This is a genomic window from Rickettsia endosymbiont of Hedychridium roseum (assembly GCF_964028255.1).
Lineage (GTDB): Bacteria > Pseudomonadota > Alphaproteobacteria > Rickettsiales > Rickettsiaceae > Rickettsia > Rickettsia asembonensis.
Genome location: NZ_OZ034753.1, coordinates 540798 through 558278, shown reverse-complemented (window position 1 = coordinate 558278; position 17481 = coordinate 540798). Strand labels below are relative to the sequence as shown.

The window sequence follows — 17481 nt, the reverse complement described above, 5'->3', positions numbered from 1 at the left end:
TTTTTTAATGAGCTAGGTATTACCCGGCATATAAAGGAGTGGGAAAAAGAGAACCTAATAGGTCAAATTTTTAGTGACGGCGATACTTCTTGGTAATAATCGGAAATAATAATGAATCTAATCCCTTTACCTCGTGAATTTTTTGCAAGAGATACTAACTTAGTAAGCACTGAGTTAATCGGTAAAGTCTTATATTTCCAAGGTAAAACAGCTATCATTACTGAAACTGAAAGCTATATAGGACAGGATGATCCTGCTTGCCATGCAGCAAGAGGGCGTACCAAAAGAACAGATATAATGTTTGGTCCTGCCGGATTTAGCTATGTCTATTTAATTTACGGAATGTATTATTGTTTAAATTTCGTAACTGAAACTGAAGGCTTTCCGGCTGCGACCTTAATTCGAGGCATACATGTTATTTCACCTAAAAATCTATATCTAAATGGTCCGGGTAAATTATGCAAATACCTTGGAATTAATATTTCTCATAATAAATGCGATCTTATCAATAATAACGAATTTTTTGTCGGCGATATCGGCTTAAAGCTACCCTACTCTACTACTACCCGCATCGGTATTACCAAAGGCACGGATAAATTATGGCGTTATGTTGTTACCGGTCCCTTTGTCATTTAACTCACTTAATGGCATTGCCAGCATGGCTCGTTTTATGTCATTCCCGCATGGCATTGTTGCGTGGATACCGATGTCATTCCTACGAAAGCAGGAATCCAGAAAAAAGTATAAATACAGCAAATTTTTGAAATTAAAAGCTCGATTTATCTCGCTTTATGATGGATTCCCGCCTACGCGGGAATGACATCAAACACTTTTCTCAAGCCATGCGGGCAACGATGTCCACTAACAAAACTTTCTACTTCTTTATGATTACTGTTATGGTCAAAATTTAACAATAACTCTCCTTCCTCATTTGTACTTACGTGATTAGTATATACACGCTCATCACCATCTATTTTAACTTCAAAAGCTTTTTTAAGAAACTTTACGCCGTTCTGTCCGAATTTACGACAAACTAATCCTTTTTCTTCTAAAATCTTTTTAAAAATATCAAATTTAGATGAACCGACCTTAGCTTCAAGTTTTTCTGAAATGACTCCGTAACAATTTTTTCCTTTAAATTTACCGATAAACTTAGCCTTTTCGGCAGTAATTATTTCGCCGCCTTCAAGCTTCCAAGCACCTATAGGAGCTTTGGTCACTTGTTCTCTTATAAGCAGAAGATCATGTTTCTTTTTTGTCTGATAATATTCATGAATTTTCTTCGCATCAAACTGTTCGACGAATTGTTCTACACTATCTATTTGTTCATCATTTGAAGAAAAATTAGTAATAATTTCTTCTTGTTTTTTTTCACTTAATTGCTCTATACATTCTTTAGCTTCTGCTTTATTTCCGCCTAGTAAAGCAACAACAAATTTCACTTCAAATAAAAGTTCATTACTAATTCCATCATTTTGTTTTTGAGCCTCAAGTACTTTAGTAAGTAATTCGGTTCTATTTTCTATTATTAAAGAATTACATGCTATCTTAAAAATAGCTACATTCTCTTCGTTATCTATATCTCCGTATTTTTCCTGTAACGATAATATTGAGGTAGGATCAAGTAAAGCTTTAAGCCTTATTAAGTTAGGAAATGTTTCAAAAAAACCTTTAGGTAGTTCTTTTAAAATATCTAAAGCTATTTCATTTTGTTTTGTATAAAGTGCTACACTAAGTACAAAAGCTTTATTAGCATTCGTTGAACTAATAATTTTTTTAAAATCATTAGTTAATTGTTTTTGCTGTTTCTCTTTTTCGCTATTTGAATAATTATTATACTTAGCAATATATTCATAATATTTGTAATTTTGTAAAAGATTAAAAGGTAAGTTTTTTTTATTAATCGTCGCTAATTTTTTTGGAATAATCTTATCTATATCTAAAGATAAGGTTAAATAATCTTTTATATCTTTGGATGAAATATTAATTAATAATTCTTTTACTTCTGCTATTTTATCAGCAGCGATATAAATGTTATGTAAGTTCATTATTAAATCTAAATCATTCTTAGGTAATCCTGCTGAGGAATTTACGAGATATTGCTCTGCTTTGTTATAATTCCCTATACTCATATAAGATGAACCTAGATTATACATACCTTGAGCTATTATATTATCAACTGAAGTAATATTTAATAATTTCGGTTCAAGTAATTCTATTACTTCTTCATATAGGTTATTATCCATAAGTACTTCTGAAGCATGTACTAATGCAACGGTATTTTCCTTTAAATGCTCTTTTAACGCCATTACCGGTTTAAGTTGAAATTTTGGTTCTATACACTGAATTGCCGAATTAATTATTTTAAGAGTATGTTGATATTTTTTCGGTTCTTTTAGGGAAAGTAAATCTAAAATTTCTTTAGAATTTTCTAATAAATCTTTAGTAATGTTCGCAGTATTCGTAATATTATTGTTTATTATACTTAGTGTTAATGCAGTATTTATCGCTTTAATTTTCTCAAATTTATCAATAGGATTTGTTGATTCTTTTTCTCCGATAGTACATTCTCTCATGCGATTATCCGGATCTAAAGAAGGTATTTTATATATAAATTTCTTAGGATCTTTTGTTTTTAATATTTTGTAATTACGAAACAATTTATGGTTACTATATTCCGAATATTCAAATCTCCTAAATACATCTCCCATCATTTCTTCTATTAGTTTTTCTTCAATCGTTTTTTCTTCAACCATTTTTTTTTCAGTTTTTTTAAGCTTACTAGCTACACGATTAATACAAAAAAGAATTATTTCTCCTATGTAATCTAGATTATCTAAAAACGGTATAGCATCACGATAATATTGTATATCTTCTTCCGGTAACATTTTCATGATTTTTTTATGTCAGATATAGAATTTTCTGAAACAATTTTTTCGCTTGGTAAGAAAGTAATCTTATTATTATCGCCTTGAGGGATCGTAATATTAGTTTGTGATTTTTGCATAATAAAACCTTAAAATATTAATAAAGTAAAGGAAAAATAAATTTATTTTAAGGATTTATTGAAATATGCACACCTTCCCGCTGCCTTTTATGTCATTCCTAGCTAGAGGCGGTATTGTTGAATGGATTGTTTTATGTCATTCCCACGTGGCATTGTTGCGTGGATCAGTTTTACCTCTGTCATCCCGTGGCTTGACCACGGGATCCAGTTAAAAATACTAAAATTATTAGTATTTTTTATTGTTTTTATGGACCCCGTGGTCAAGCGAACTAGGTGACACAGTAGGTTTTACCGGTCTACGCAACAATGCCACGCGGGAATGACATCGAACAAAAGCTGTCCGGTACTATAAGGAATGACACAGAATAAAAATTGTCCGGCACTATGAGTCAATTAAGACGTTCGATATAATGTACAGCCTTAATAAGGTCATGATGATGAAGTGATACAAACTAAACCAACCGAAATCTTATGTAAATAAAGCTTGGTGCCAAGCATACAGACAAAAATTAAATTAATAGCGGTCATTATACATACAACTATCCAATATTGAATATTTACGGAAAAATAGGCTCTGGATATATAAGTGTGTAAATTCTAAAATAGGCATTAAATTCGCCCCTCAAATTTTATCAAAAAGTGAGCCATGGCCTCTCCCCAATTTTGGATAGGCATATTCCATTTTCGCGTAATATAGTCAATTGTCAAGTACAAAGTCTTAAATACAGAGTCGTCGTTAGGAAAACCCCTTTTGTTATTAGTAACCTTGCGTAATTGACTATTTAAACCTTCGATTGCATTGGTTGTATAAATGATACGCCTAATCACTTCTGGGTATTGTAAAAAAATTATCAAATTCTGCCAATTATTTTGCCATGATTTTGCAATATGTGGGTACTGTTTGCCCCATTTCATATCAAAATCAGATAAGGCAGTAAGTGCTTCATCCTCAGTGATAGAGCTGTATACTAGCTTCAAATCTGCTGCAAGTTCTTTACGATCTTTATAGCTTACATATGACAAACTATTTCTGATTTGATGTACAATGCACAGCTGATGCTCAGTTTGTGGATATACTGCAGATATCGCCTCACTCATGCCCGTTAGATTATCGCTACAAGCAATTAAGATATCTTTTAATCCCCTGTCTTTCATTTCAGTAAAATTATTTAACCAAAATTTAGCTCCCTCATTCTCGCTAATACACAAGCCTAAAATATCTTTCCTTCCGGTTAAATCTACACCTAAAGCTACATATACTGCCTTATTGATAATTCTCTTATCTTGACGTACTTTAACTATAAGTGCATCAAAATATACTATAGCATATATGGCTTCCAGAGGCCTATTCTGCCAACTCCTGACCTCATCCATAACATTATCGGTAACCCGACTAATAAGGCTTTCACTGTTCTCTGCACCATATAGCTCATGAATCTGAATCTTAATGTCAGAGAGGCTCATCCCTTTAGCATATAAGGATAATATCTTCTGATCTAATCCATCAATCCTAGTCTGACGCTTTGGCACTAGTACAGGAGAAAATTCAGCATTTCTATCACGTGGTACTTCAAGTTCCAATACTCCACCTTCAGTAATTAGGCTTTTTTTGCATACACCATTTCTACTATTGTCAGTCTCTATCCTGCCATATTTGTTATAGACAAGATGCTCATCCATCTCAGCTTTTAAGGCTCTTTCAAATATATTTTTAGTTAACTGCTTTAATATCCCGTCTTTGGCAAAAAAACTCGTTAAATCAGTATCTTTATCTATTAGCAAATCTACTGCTTGTTTTATCTTCTCTTGGTTACTGTTACTCATGTTATTCCTGATAAATTATATTATTGTTAATATAACCTATCCTAGAAATTTACACACTTAGTGAGACAGCACCGGAAAATAGGACATTTTAATCCTGTTATACCTTACGGTATAAAGCTCTTTTATCTCCTCAATGATTTCCTGCTTAGTAAATAGCTGCATTTGCTCGCTTGCTTTATAAGCTTGTAGTCGCTTATTAATATCTTGGAGGGAAATAAGAGCTTCATGACCGATTTTCTTGCCGTCTTTCATTAATTGCCATTCACGCTGCATTACATCTTTGGTATAATTTTTAATATCTAGATAAATTGCAGGTCTCATTTCATGAGGAAGCCAACCTACACTATCTGCAAGCCTCATCAATACTATAAGATTCTGCTGCCACCCCTTCTTGTGCTTTATTAAAATTACCGAGTAAATAAATTAATACAAAACCGGTTGATACCGCATACATACTACCGACTACACCTGATAAAAACCCGCCAAGACTTCCAAGCTCTTCCTTTTGAAAATTATTAGGAATAATGTATTTTGTTAAATATAAACATCCCGCACAAAAACTCATTAAAACAATATTAGGAACGGTATAGATAAAGTCAATTATATGATTAAGCATACGCATCTTAATTTTTACGTTATGTCATTCCCACGAAAGGCTTGCTTGCGTGTAACAGTTTTTTTGTCATTACAAGCTGGCATTGTTACGTGGACCTATAAAACCCACTGTGTCACCCCGTGGCTTGCTAACTAGATCCATAAAAACAATAAAAAATACTAATATTTTAGTATTTTTAACTGGATACCGTGGTCAAGCCACGGTATGACAGAGGTGAAATTGATCCACACAGCCTACGGCTGCTCGCAAGGTGTTGTTGCATTGGATATCGATGTCATTCCTGCTTTCGCAGGAATGACATAAAGAGCATTTACCGGTCCACGCGGGCAATGCCTTGCAAGCTACACTTCCGTCTCTTCTAAGACCACCGTAGAATCAGCAAGTTTAGTAATTTTCTCAATTTTTAACCGAGCTTCTTTTAGTTTTTTCTCACAATGATTCTTAAGTAAAATACCTCTTTCAAAGCTATTAACTGCCATCTCTAGACTCTCTTGTCCGTTATCTATTTTTTTAACAATTTCTTCAAGCTCTTTTAAAGCTTCTTCAAAGCTAATATTTTCTTCTAAAGTTTTAGTATTAGTCATTTATTTTTATTTTTTAATGGTTATCTGTAGTAGTTTTGTTTTCAGTTGTTTGTGGTATAAGTAATTTTTTTAGCTCACTACTATCAAAAGTTTTCTTAGGAGCAAAAATACTCCCTTGCATTTTTATATTAAGATGTGCCAAACTATCTTTATCGGAACTTGTATTTGAGGGATTTAACTTAACAAGCCTTGCCGGTACGTAAAATGATAAAATACTAGATGCATCCATATCAAAATTATATATATTAACTGCAAAAGAGGCCGCACCGCTACTATATTGTGTTGCAAATTTTACTTTCTTTAAAAGGGCAATACCTTTTTGTAGTTCAATATCACCGCTTATGCCTCTAATATTTTCTTGTCCTGTGGTTATAGCACTATTTATATCTTTATCTAAATTTTGTACTTTATAATCATCTGTATTAATTTTTTCTATAAAAGAATCAATTGCAAAATTATTAACATCTATATTGTTTATAGCAAATTGTGATTTTGTAGTAAGGTTATATAGCTGGCTTTGAAGAGTGTTACCGTTAGTCCCTAAACTACCGCTTATACTTACTTTTCCGCTACTTGCAGTAAATATTTTAGGCATAAGAGCCGAAACTTTGTTTAAATCTATTGTATTTAAAGCATATACGAAATTTAGAGAATAAGGTTCTAATAAAATATTGCCACTACCTTGAAGCTTACCGCCTAATAATTCTGCTTCAATATTATTAAATTGTAATAGATTATTATTATTTGCTACATAAAATTTAACATTTTTTAATATTAAATTATTTTGTGATAATGTTGATAATGTGCCGTAAAATTGCAATGTAGCTTTATCTAAACTATAATCATTTATTAATTTATTTCTTAAATTAAGCATTTCTGCCGGTGATAATAAATCAGTAGTAAGATTACCGTCCTTAATTTCTATGGTCAAAGACGGTAATACACTTGAAGCATCCAAGTTCCAGCTAGTTGATAAATAGCTGCCCGCGGTTTTAAAATCTAAATTACTAATTTTTATATTAGCCGGTACGATTTTAGCAAGCAAATTCATTTTGTCAAATACATGATCATTATACTTAACGCTATCTATCAAAATATCTAAATTAGCTAAATATCCTATTGTTCTAATAGGAATAAATTTACTTGGATAATCTAAAGTTTTCATATCCTTAGTTAAATTTTTTGTAAATTCGATAAGAGGCGAAATTATCGGATACGTCCTACCGCTTAAGTCAAGTGAAGATATATTAAGCGTAGCATCTAAACGAGGTGTTTGAGCAATAAATTTACTAGAAAAATTTCCCGATAAATTTAAATTGTCCGTTTTAAGTAATAAATTTTTAAAAAATAAATCTATTAAAGTGAGTTTTAAATCCGACGACAAGCTAAAAGGAATAGTTTCTTTAATAGTAACATCATTAAAGCCTAAAATATTCAGTAACGAATTTATATCATTGTGCTTTAAATATAGCTGTCCATCAAACATACTTCTAACGGCATTCTGTGTTACATTACCTGTAAGCTTAAATTCTCCACCTGACTTAATATTACCTGAAAGTTCATTTATCTTTAAAGTACCCTTTGATAAGTTAGAAGAAAAGACTATTTTTTCTAGTGCTTCATTACTACTTAAAATTATTTCGTTAATTGCTACGTCTGCTTTAAGCAATTTGTCAGCAAAAATAAATCTAATATTTGAAGAAGAAGTATTAAATGTTACCTCTGCATTTGGAGAAATTAACGAACTTAGATCTATTTTAGGAAAATCTAATTTCACATTAGTATTAATATTATCATTTTTAGCAATGTTAACAAATCCATTACCTGTAATAAAAGAGGATGCTATTACTATGTCTTTTAGCTCTATTTCATCTTCATTATTTGAAATATTAAATTTAACGTTTACTGCCTCATTTTGATTAAATTTATTAAAAAGATGGTTTAAATCCGGTAATATATTATACATTACCGATGCTAAATTTTTAATCTGATATTCACCGCTACCGCTAGTAAGCTTAAAATCTTTGTAAATTTGCGATAGCTTAAAACCATAATCATTATTATCAATATCAAGACTAAAATCTACTATATCATCACGTTTATTAATTGAACCTGAAATTTTACCTATATAGTTACTTGTAGTTTTAAATATGTAATTAGATGATAAAGCATTTTCTTTTTTTAATATACAATTATTAAAATTTAAAATAGAATAGTCTTGTTTATTAATAATACTTAGATTAGTAACATTTAGATTTATATTTTGTAATTTATATTTAAAGAAATTCTTTATTAACTCTTCATGATTATAAATATTTAATACATTAGAATTAGAATAAAATTTAGCATCTAATATGTCTATTTTATTAATTTTAGGATTAAATTTTATAAGCGACCACAACGAAAAATGAATTTTAATCTGCTCTAAATCTAACTCTCCTCCTTCCTTTATCGTCTCAATAATTAAATAGGGCAAAGGAAATTTATTCATCTTTATTTTGCCGATATTTTCTTTCGCAATTCCTAAATGACTGGTAAGATTATTGGTAACCGAATTATAGTTAACAAAAGATAATGCACCAAAGATTATAAATAACAATAATGAGAAACAAATTATAATGCCGGCAGCTATTTTTTTTATCATGTCTGTAAAAAAGTTTTTAAATATATTATTATATATAACTATCAAAATTTAAAGGTAAATTAATGAATTCTTTAGAAAATTTAATTTTAGTCGGTGTAATAAAATCATGTCACGGAATTAAAGGTCATGTAATTTTAAAATCTTTTACCAAACCTGCTACAAAAATACTTGAAAGAAATTTAGTAAATGAGTCAGGAGAAGATATACATATTAAGCTAATTAGCCAAAATGCCAAAGGAGAATTAATTTGTACATTTAATGATATAGCTACTCGAAATGAGGCTGAAAATTTAAAAGGTTATAAACTATTTTGCTTGAGAGCAAGTTTACCGAAACTAGAAGAAGATGAATTTTATATAGCGGATTTAAATCATTTACCGGTATTAAACCAAGATCATAAAGAAATAGGCAAAATTAAAAATATTCTTAATTTTGGTGCCGGTGACATAATTGAAATAGAATTTTTAGATCAAACAACCGAATTATTACCTTTCAATAAAGGGTTTTTCCCTCTTATAACTAAAGATTATGTCGTTTTAAATTATCAAAGAGAAATTTGAGCACCGATGTCATTCCCGCGAAAAGCGGGGCATTGTTGCATGGATCGGAAAACCTACTCGATGTCATCCCGTGGCTTGACCACGGGATCTAAAAAACAACTTAAAATACTAACAATTTTAGTATTTTAAACTGGATCCCGCGATCAAGTCGCGGGATGACATCGAGTAATACTTAATTGAGTAAATTATATGAATTTGACAATTAAGCCTTAAATACTATAATCAATATATGTATATAAATAGAAGGTTAAACTCTATGCCTAAAACTTTAAAATACTCACTTATTATATTTATAAGTATAATATTGTTATTAATTATTATTCCTTTCTTTATTCCTTTAAATAATTATAAAGGAGTAATAATAGATAAAGTCAAAGAGGCTACAAATAGAGATTTAACTATTAACGGCGATATAAAATTATCTTTACTACCAAATCCCGCAGTATCACTATCAGAAATTAAATTATCATCAATAGACGGCACGAAAGAACCTCATCTAATTTCCGTTGAAAATGCTAAAGCGTCATTAAAGCTTTTTCCTCTTTTTAGAGGAACAATTGAAGTAGCTTCTATAGAACTGCAAAAACCTATTATAAATCTAGAAGTTTTGAATAACGGACAAAAAAATTGGCAATTTGCTACACCTACCTCTAATAATAACCCCCAAATAAATAACATTAGTTCTGCAGAATCTACTAATGCTAATAGTGAATTAGAACTTCCTATTTTGATTAGTCATCTTAAAATAATAAACGGCAAAGTAATATATAGAGAAAAAAATAGCGAGAAAATATTTAACGATATTAATTTAGATACTAAAATTAAAAGCCTTAAAGGTCCTATAGACTTTACTTTAGCTTTAAATGCTTTGGAACAACAGATAAATATAGAGGGAAATATTGAAGAAATAGGAAAAATAATTCCGTTAAGGGCTAATATTAATCTTGTCGGTGAAAAAATTAAAATCGAAGGGAAATTTGATAGCGAAAATAATTCTTTTATAGGTAACGCAAATATTAAAGGTAATACTAAAGCTTTAGGTATGCCGGCTGATTTACAAAATGACTATGATCTAACTACGGTAATTACTGCCGATAATAAAAATATAACTATAAAAGATGCTAGACTTAATTATCCAAATATAGAATTACTAGCAAATGCAAATTATGATATAGAACGTAATAACCTAAAATCAAATATTATTATCAATCCCGGTAACATTAAAACCGAGATTAGCTCTAATTTAGATAAGACAAATATTATGCTACAAGCTGATAGTTTAAAACCTATACTTGATGCTCTAAAGCTAAAGACCGATAAATTACCTCCTATTATTAACCAGAAACTGAATGTTACTTCTAATGTAATTTGTAATTCTCAAACAATAAAATTACAAAATATTAATTTAATTGCTGCAAATAGTAATCTAACAGGAGATATTGAGCTTAAAAACTTAGCACAAGATATAACTATTTCTCACAATCTAAAAATTAATAATTTTGAGTCGTTTATGTCTCTTATGGGAGTAAGTAATTTAAGTAAGATTGGGGTATTGCAGTTAAACGGGGAAGTACAAAAAATTAAAGATACTTTCCATATTAATAATAAAATATCTGCTTTTAATACTAATATATCTATTAAAGGCGATATTAATTTAGCAGTTCAGAAGCCAAATTTTAATCTTAACTTATACAGTCCTTTAGTTAATTTGGATAAAATTCTTGCAAGTAATAGCCCTACCACTGTTCCAAGTAAAACTAGTAGTCCTGCTACTCAAAACATACCTACAGCTAAAAATAATTCTCCTTGGTCAAATAACCCTATTAATTTAGGGTTTTTAAATGAAATTGAAGGGCAATTATCCGCAAATATTGATAAACTAACTAATGACTCATTAATCATAAATAATTTAAAAGCAAAATTAAATATCACCGGTGGCACGCTGAATATTACTTCAGTTAATGCGAGCATTTACGGTGGCGAACTAAGTAGCACCGGTTATGTGAGTTCAGGAAAAGATCAAGAAGCTGCAATTAAAATTGATTTTAAAAATGCCTATCTCAAAAGTTTAACTCCGCAATCGGGTAAAATAAAAATAACCGATGGACGACTAAGTTTTAAAACGGATCTTACTTCTCACGGTAATAGCGTTTATACATATGTTAATAATCTAAGCGGACAATTTAACGTAAATAGTGATAACGGAAAAATAAGCGGGTTTGACTTAAACCGAATCGCAGATTCGGCAAATAATGCTAAAAATACCGAAGGAGTATTACGGCTTATTAACAGCTCTTTTAGCGGTGGATCAACATCTTTCAAAAATTTAATTGCCAGCGGGAATATAGCTAGTGGCAAGCTTAATTTAAATGAATGTAGTTTAGATGCCGTGCCGGCCAAAGCAAATGCAAGCGGTCAAATTAACTTACCACAATATATGATGGATATTAGTGCAAGCGTTACTATTGGGGATTTACCTCCTATAGCCGTTAAATTATACGGATTCATAAATAACCCGCAGCATAAATTAGATATTCAAGCTTTTCAGACATATTTAGTTAAAAACGTATTTAATAGAGTTATTAAAGACTTAAAAAGCGTAGAGAAGAAACCTGAAAATATTATTAAAGATGCTTTAGGTCTTAGAAAGAAAAAAGATACAAATACAGAGGAACAAAACAGCCCTCCGCAGGAAAACCAACAAGCAGACCCTGTAAATAAGCTGCTACAAAAAGGATTAAAGAAACTGTTTTGATGTGACCGGCACGGGTGTTGTATGACTTATTATTTCTCTCTGTGTCATCCCGTGATTTATTCGGCTTTGTTGCTGGCTCGATGTCATTCCCACTTAGGCAGGAATCCAGTAATCCTTAATGTCACCCCGTGGCTTGACCACGGGGTACAGGTTTTTATTTTTTTTCCTAGACTCGTGAATAAATCACGGGATGACAGAGAAAAAACTGGATTCCTGCCGTTGCTAAGAATGAAATTGTACGCTTTTTCTGAGCCATACAACAACGCTTTCTTACAATGACGACATATATATTTAATTAGGAATACCAACTATTCGCATTTAAGTGCATCCCCCAATTGACAAACTTCTATTATTTCCTCAGTATCTAATACCAAATTAGGTATGTTTTTAGGAAAATCTTGAATTGCTTCAGTAACTTTCGCTGCTTCTTCATCATAATTTGCCTTTTTCAACAAAATAATAAAATCTTCATATAATGATTTTTTATTTGGATTTAACCCTATAGCTCTTTTGATAGAAGCGAGTGCTTCCTCCGGATTTATTTTATATAACTTATTAAAAAACTCTTCGTGGTAGTATGCTTTACTTGGATCTAATTCAATAGCTTTCTTTAATTATTTAATTGCATTATCTTGTTGTTTTTCCATTAAAATAGAACTTAAACTATGAAAAACTTCAGCTTCCCTATTGTTATATTTTTCAGTTTTATTATAAGTTTCAATAAAATTTGAAAATTCTTCAGGATCAGTTTCAACGAATTTTCGTAAATTGTCTTTTTCTTCTTGATATTGATATCTGTTATGAAGAGCAAGACATTTTTTAAACAGTTCTGCAATTTCATCTTTAGTCATAATCTATCCTCTATTAATCTACTATAATATAAAAAAACTAAACCGGTAAAGCTAATATTTACCCATATTGTTTTTTCCATTCTATTTTCATCTTTTATATTTCTTATTATCTTCTGCCTCTTGCCATTTTTTGAAAAATATATCGGCACTTTTTACTTTTTTTGGGTCACCCCCTCCTCTTTCTAATTTCTTATAATCATGTTCTTTGTCATATTTTTTCCCACCTTTATAATTAGCATAACGTCTACTTCTAGTAAAACCCATTTGCAAATATTTACGAGCCATATCAGCTCCAACAAAATCATTATCCTCTAAGGATTTTAAAAATATTTCATATATTTTTTCACTACTTTCTTTAGCAATTTCAGGAGTTTTAAACTTCCAATAAGGCAAAATTTCATTTTTATATGGTTGACAAATTAATACTCCTTGTTCACCTTTACCTACTCTATAGCTTTCCGAGCATTTACGATAATCAATATCATTTTTCCATTTATAATTTTTATTATCAAAATTTAGATAGCTTGGTTTTTCCATAACTTATGATATATTTGTAATTAATAATTTATAACTACAATTTCAATATAAGTAAATAAATCTGAAGCTTGTAAAGCTAAGTAAGTATTTTAAATAAACTTTAATAATCGTATGGTTAAGAAAATAGTACAAAATACGAAAACTTTGCATGTACGTCCTAATGGAAGATCAGCGGATTACATAACTCCTAACTTTATATATGGCTGTGCAGGAGGTTGTAGAAATAGTTATTGTTATGTAATGCGTCACAACTATGAAACATTATATATAAATGAAAATATAGATTAAATACTTGACGTATTAGATAAACATGTAGCAAGTTTACCGACTAAAATTTCCAATCAAACAGATTCTAAATATTGGACATATGATATAGGTTGTTCTACCGATGTAAGTTTGCATTGGAAACACACTAATTGGTTAAAGATATTTAATTTCTTTAAAGAACATCCGCATGCTAAAGCAACTTTTGCTACTAAATATGTTAATCCTAAACTGCTTAATTTTAATCCTGAAGGCAAAATAAGGATTAGATTTAGTTTGATGCCGGCAAGGATAAGTGAGATATTAGAGCCAAAAACGAGTCCGATTATTGAGAGAATAAAAGCGGTGAATATTTTTATTGAAGCAGGTTACGAAGTTCATCTAAACTTTTCTCATATTATTGCTTATGAAGGCTGGCTTACCGAATATGCAAAGTTATTTGAAGATTTAGATCAATACATAAATAACCGATATAAACCGTTTATAAAAGCGGAATGCATATTTTTAACGCATAACGACAAACAGCATGAAAGAAATATTGCCTCAAATAGATTAGAGAGTGAAGCTTTAATTTGGCAACCAAATATACAGGAAAATAAAGTAAGCGAATATGGAGGCAAGGCTGTACGTTATAAAACCGGTATTAAGAGTAATTTTATCAAACGATGGAGTATGTTGCATGACAGGTTACTCCCTTGGAATCAAATCCGGTATATCTTCTAACTCTTACTACTTATCAAAATTACGAAACAAAAGCATAAAATTTAAAAATTATAGTTATAAATAAAAAATCACTTGCATGAAAATAAACCTATGATATGTTTCTTCACGTTGGGTTTCAATTTTGTCTTCCATAAAAGTAACCCAACACTATTATCTCTCAGCTAATAGTGGATATAGTGCTAGTTGAGGACAAAAGTAAAAATATAAAAAACAAGTAAAATATCGAATAGGCAAAAAATCGTTTAGCCTGTTTGTTATCAGGGGTGTCATAGAATAAAGAACCGGAATAATATAGAAATACTAACCCAAGAATACCGGAAATTATTAAATATATAAAATTATTCATTCCGATAAAAAAAGGCATTAATGAAACAATAAATAAAAGAATGCTGTAAATTAGAATTTGTTTCTTAGTATATAAATTCCCTTTTACTGCAGGCATCATTGGTACTTTACAGTTTTTATAGTCATCGTTACAGAATAAAGCAAGAGCCCATGAATGCGGCGGCGTCCAAATAAAAATAATCAAAAATAATATAATTGACTCTAAAGATATAGTATTGCTTACCGCGGCATAACCTATCACAGGAGGTAATGCTCCCGATACTCCGCCAATAACAATATTTTGTATAGAACGACGCTTTAACCAAATAGTATAAATACAGATATAATAAAAAATAGTGAATAGCAGTAAAAAGGATGCAAGTAGATTAACACATAAAGCCATAAAAAATACTGCAAAAAATCCCGTTATCAAACCAAAAGATAAAGCCTCATCAGGTTCTATAGCCCCTCTGACGATAGGTCTTTTTTGAGTACGTTTCATTAAGCTATCGATATCTCTATCGTACCACATATTAATTGCTCCTGCACTACCTGCACCAAGAGCTATGCAAACAACAGCAATACCGGCAATAAAAGGATGCACGGAATAAGGAGCAAGCCACATACCTACAAAACCCGTAAAAATCACAAGCGACATCACACGCGGTTTCATTAATAATATATAGTCTTTAACTGTACTCTGTGAATAATTGATTTTATCTAAATTGATTGACCTTACTAAAGAACTCATATGAAATATTTTTTAATTAAATATAAAAAGTTTTAGGTTAAAAATCAATGATTGACTTTGATATAAGAAATGTATATATTTTCTTGTAATTCAAATATAAAGTTAAGGATATTATCAGTGACAAAAATTGTTCGTTCTAAATATAAAGCTAGTAGAAGACTTGGAGTAAGTCTATGGGGTGATAGCAAGGATGCTTTCAATACACGAAATTATCGTCCCGGACAGCATGGGCAGAATACCATGATTAAAACTTCAGATTATGGTTTACATTTAAAAGCTAAGCAAAGATTAAAATGCCATTACGGTCGTGTCACTGAAAAACAATTTAGGAATATTTTTGCACTTGCTCAAAAAATGAAAGGTAATACCGGTGAAAACTTCATCGGGTTACTTGAAAGCAGACTTGATACAGTAGTTTATAGAATGAATATAGCTCCAACTATTTTTGCTGCAAGACAATTAGTTTCACACGGACATATTAAATTAAACGGTAAGAAAGCCGATATAGCAAGCATACGACTAAAGGAAGGTGATGTTATAGAAGTTAAAGAATCCGTAAAACAAATACCGCTTATCCAAGAATCCGTTTCAAAACAAGGCCAAACAACACCAGGCTATTTATCATTTGATGTACCTTCATTAACCGGTAAATATTTAAGAGTTCCTGCTCTTTCTGATGTTCCATATCCTTTTGAAGCAGAAGTTCATTTAGTAATCGAGTTATATTCTCGTTAATAATTACAAAAAGGCAGGTTTTATTTATCTGCCTTTTTACTTTCTTCCCTACACCTAAATTTTTCCTTTATACTATAACACAACTTATCACCTAATTCGGCAGCGTTTATTAAAGATAGATTAGTTAAGAATTTAACGTCTGAGCTAAGAAGAAAAAACTGTAAATTTTGACGTAGCAAGACAGTATACAAATGCTAATTTTTAGTATTTTTATGGATTGACACGCTTCTTTCAGTCGCTCGAAAGATATTGTTGCGTGGATCAATTTCACCTCTATCATCCCGCGGCTTGACCCATAGTACCGGACAATTTCTATTCTATGTCATTCCCGCAAAAGCGGGAATCCAGTACTTTAAAGCTTTTTTGAAAGCTTTATCTTAAAAAAAACGATATAATAAAAAATCTTTAAAATTAAGATTTTCTAGCCTGGATCCCCGCTTTCGCGGGGACGACATTGAGGTCTTTTCAAAAACTGTTCTGTACTATAGGCTTGACCACGGGATCCAGTTAAAAATACTAAAATTATTAGTATTTTTATTGTTTTTATGGAGCTAGTTAGCAAGCCACGGGGTGACATAGTGGGTTTTACCGGTCCACGCAACAAGGCTTCCTCGAAAGATATTGTTGCGTGGACCTGCTTTTCCGTCATTGCGAGAAGAATTACGTAGTAATTCGACGAAGCAAGGAAGAAAAAAAATTCTGATTTACAGAATTTTTTTATTATTTTTTCTGGATTGCAGCAAAGCTTCGCTCCTCGCAATGAAAACTTGGGTATCTACGCAACAACGCCCGTTTGCAATGATGATATCTATTTTTAATAAACAATGACCCATATATAATAATTGTTTCTACTTGCGTATTATTTTTAAGAACATATAATGCCATTATTTTAATAAAAATTAATAATTATGGTATTCTCTTTTTTTATTTCGTAAAAATCCGGTAATAAAATCTTTTTCTAACTTAGGCTATGATCTAGATGATATAATATCTACAATTTCATCTAATAAGGTAAATTTTAATAAAAATAATGCTGCTTCTACCTTTTCCAAGAAGTTAGCATATGGGACGCATTTAATAATTAGCGGTATAACTGGTTTTATTGTAAATGGGACAAAAGGAGGCAGTATTTTTGTTTCGGCAACTCTTGCTGATGAAATCTTAATAACCGAAGGGTATTTTCAGAAACATTATCTTACTTCTGCCACATTTAAAGGAAGTTTAATCTACCCTATTACTACAAATCTCATCACGACTTTTCCTAATTATTCAGTACCAATTTATTTAACTTCTACAGCTGCAATAT

Annotated in this window: 19 protein-coding genes and 3 pseudogenes; 10 read left to right on the top strand and 12 right to left on the bottom strand. The window is 30.8% G+C overall.

What is annotated here, in order from left to right:
- The first annotated feature begins 111 nt into the window (after positions 1-111).
- Both AC5587_RS03235 and AC5587_RS03230 read left to right on the top strand, forming a co-directional pair.
- A complete protein-coding gene (locus AC5587_RS03235) occupies positions 112-636 on the top strand; it encodes a DNA-3-methyladenine glycosylase (RefSeq protein ID WP_499162837.1) in 525 nt (174 codons plus the stop codon).
- A 34-nt stretch (positions 637-670) separates the two neighbouring features.
- On the top strand, positions 671-820 hold the full coding sequence (locus AC5587_RS03230; RefSeq protein ID WP_499162836.1) for a hypothetical protein: 150 nt from the start codon (positions 671-673) through the stop codon (positions 818-820).
- Here the strand turns inward: AC5587_RS03230 and AC5587_RS03225 are convergent.
- The 5 genes and pseudogenes from AC5587_RS03225 to AC5587_RS03205 form a co-directional block, all read right to left on the bottom strand.
- Positions 807-2894: a tetratricopeptide repeat protein gene (locus tag AC5587_RS03225; protein WP_499162835.1), complete on the bottom strand. Its 2088-nt coding sequence runs from the start codon at positions 2892-2894 to the stop codon at positions 807-809. The two genes, AC5587_RS03230 and AC5587_RS03225, sit on opposite strands and share 14 nt — an antisense overlap.
- A gap of 257 nt (positions 2895-3151) precedes the next feature.
- Positions 3152-3317 (bottom strand): annotated as a pseudogene (locus AC5587_RS03220) (tRNA lysidine(34) synthetase TilS); the annotation flags it as partial.
- A gap of 79 nt (positions 3318-3396) precedes the next feature.
- Positions 3397-3589, bottom strand: a pseudogene (locus AC5587_RS03215) (bestrophin-like domain); the annotation flags it as partial.
- Positions 3590-3616: 27 nt separating this feature from the next.
- Complete coding sequence (locus tag AC5587_RS03210) at positions 3617-4831, bottom strand: IS256 family transposase (protein ID WP_499161854.1); 1215 nt, start codon at positions 4829-4831, stop codon at positions 3617-3619.
- 75 nt (positions 4832-4906) lie between these two features.
- A pseudogene (locus AC5587_RS03205) lies at positions 4907-5396 on the bottom strand (bestrophin-like domain); the annotation flags it as partial.
- A gap of 133 nt (positions 5397-5529) precedes the next feature.
- Here AC5587_RS03205 and AC5587_RS03200 point away from each other — a divergent pair.
- A complete protein-coding gene (locus tag AC5587_RS03200; protein WP_499163054.1) occupies positions 5530-5655 on the top strand; it encodes a hypothetical protein in 126 nt (41 codons plus the stop codon).
- 133 nt (positions 5656-5788) lie between these two features.
- Here AC5587_RS03200 and AC5587_RS03195 read toward each other — a convergent pair whose 3' ends face one another.
- Entirely contained in the window at positions 5789-6031 is a 243-nt protein-coding gene (locus tag AC5587_RS03195) for an exodeoxyribonuclease VII small subunit (protein WP_410527610.1), read from the bottom strand.
- 13 nt (positions 6032-6044) lie between these two features.
- Positions 6045-8675 carry an exodeoxyribonuclease 7 small subunit gene (locus tag AC5587_RS03190; RefSeq protein ID WP_499162834.1) on the bottom strand — a complete coding sequence of 877 codons (2631 nt, stop codon included), beginning with the start codon at positions 8673-8675 and terminating at the stop codon, positions 6045-6047.
- A gap of 62 nt (positions 8676-8737) precedes the next feature.
- On the opposite strand from AC5587_RS03190, the gene rimM reads away from it, so the two are divergent.
- The 4 genes from rimM to AC5587_RS03170 all read left to right on the top strand — a co-directional run bounded on the left by rimM (position 8738) and on the right by AC5587_RS03170 (position 12269).
- A complete protein-coding gene (gene rimM / locus AC5587_RS03185; RefSeq protein WP_499162833.1) occupies positions 8738-9235 on the top strand; it encodes a ribosome maturation factor RimM in 498 nt (165 codons plus the stop codon).
- Positions 9236-9241: 6 nt separating this feature from the next.
- Positions 9242-9364, top strand: a complete 123-nt coding sequence (locus tag AC5587_RS03180) for a palindromic element RPE4 domain-containing protein (RefSeq protein WP_410527607.1) — start codon at positions 9242-9244, stop codon at positions 9362-9364.
- Positions 9365-9491: 127 nt separating this feature from the next.
- Positions 9492-11990, top strand: a complete 2499-nt coding sequence (locus AC5587_RS03175) for an AsmA family protein (protein WP_499162832.1) — start codon at positions 9492-9494, stop codon at positions 11988-11990.
- Between the two features lie 21 nt (positions 11991-12011).
- Positions 12012-12269 (top strand): hypothetical protein, encoded by a 258-nt coding sequence (locus tag AC5587_RS03170; RefSeq protein ID WP_499162831.1) that lies wholly within the window; start codon positions 12012-12014, stop codon positions 12267-12269.
- Between the two features lie 29 nt (positions 12270-12298).
- On the opposite strand, the gene AC5587_RS03165 is transcribed toward AC5587_RS03170, so the two are convergent.
- From AC5587_RS03165 to AC5587_RS03155, 3 genes are all read right to left on the bottom strand, one after another.
- Entirely contained in the window at positions 12299-12592 is a 294-nt protein-coding gene (locus AC5587_RS03165; protein ID WP_499162983.1) for a hypothetical protein, read from the bottom strand.
- A 12-nt stretch (positions 12593-12604) separates the two neighbouring features.
- Complete coding sequence (locus AC5587_RS03160) at positions 12605-12841, bottom strand: hypothetical protein (RefSeq protein WP_499162830.1); 237 nt, start codon at positions 12839-12841, stop codon at positions 12605-12607.
- Positions 12842-12928: 87 nt separating this feature from the next.
- Positions 12929-13378, bottom strand: a complete 450-nt coding sequence (locus tag AC5587_RS03155) for a DUF4385 domain-containing protein (RefSeq protein WP_499162829.1) — start codon at positions 13376-13378, stop codon at positions 12929-12931.
- A 396-nt stretch (positions 13379-13774) separates the two neighbouring features.
- Here AC5587_RS03155 and AC5587_RS03150 point away from each other — a divergent pair, with 396 nt between their 5' ends.
- Positions 13775-14365 (top strand): spore photoproduct lyase family protein, encoded by a 591-nt coding sequence (locus tag AC5587_RS03150; protein WP_499162828.1) that lies wholly within the window; start codon positions 13775-13777, stop codon positions 14363-14365.
- A 157-nt stretch (positions 14366-14522) separates the two neighbouring features.
- Here the strand turns inward: AC5587_RS03150 and cyoE are convergent, their stop codons facing one another.
- Positions 14523-15440, bottom strand: coding sequence for a heme o synthase (cyoE, locus tag AC5587_RS03145; RefSeq protein ID WP_499162827.1), 918 nt, complete (start codon positions 15438-15440; stop codon positions 14523-14525).
- A gap of 117 nt (positions 15441-15557) precedes the next feature.
- On the opposite strand from cyoE, the gene rpsD reads away from it, so the two are divergent.
- Positions 15558-16175 carry a 30S ribosomal protein S4 gene (rpsD, locus tag AC5587_RS03140; protein ID WP_023508073.1) on the top strand — a complete coding sequence of 206 codons (618 nt, stop codon included), beginning with the start codon at positions 15558-15560 and terminating at the stop codon, positions 16173-16175.
- 249 nt (positions 16176-16424) lie between these two features.
- On the top strand, positions 16425-16556 hold the full coding sequence (locus AC5587_RS03135; RefSeq protein WP_410526675.1) for a hypothetical protein: 132 nt from the start codon (positions 16425-16427) through the stop codon (positions 16554-16556).
- A gap of 40 nt (positions 16557-16596) precedes the next feature.
- Here AC5587_RS03135 and AC5587_RS03130 read toward each other — a convergent pair whose 3' ends face one another.
- A complete protein-coding gene (locus AC5587_RS03130) occupies positions 16597-16824 on the bottom strand; it encodes a hypothetical protein (RefSeq protein ID WP_499162826.1) in 228 nt (75 codons plus the stop codon).
- Positions 16825-17481 lie beyond the last annotated feature (657 nt).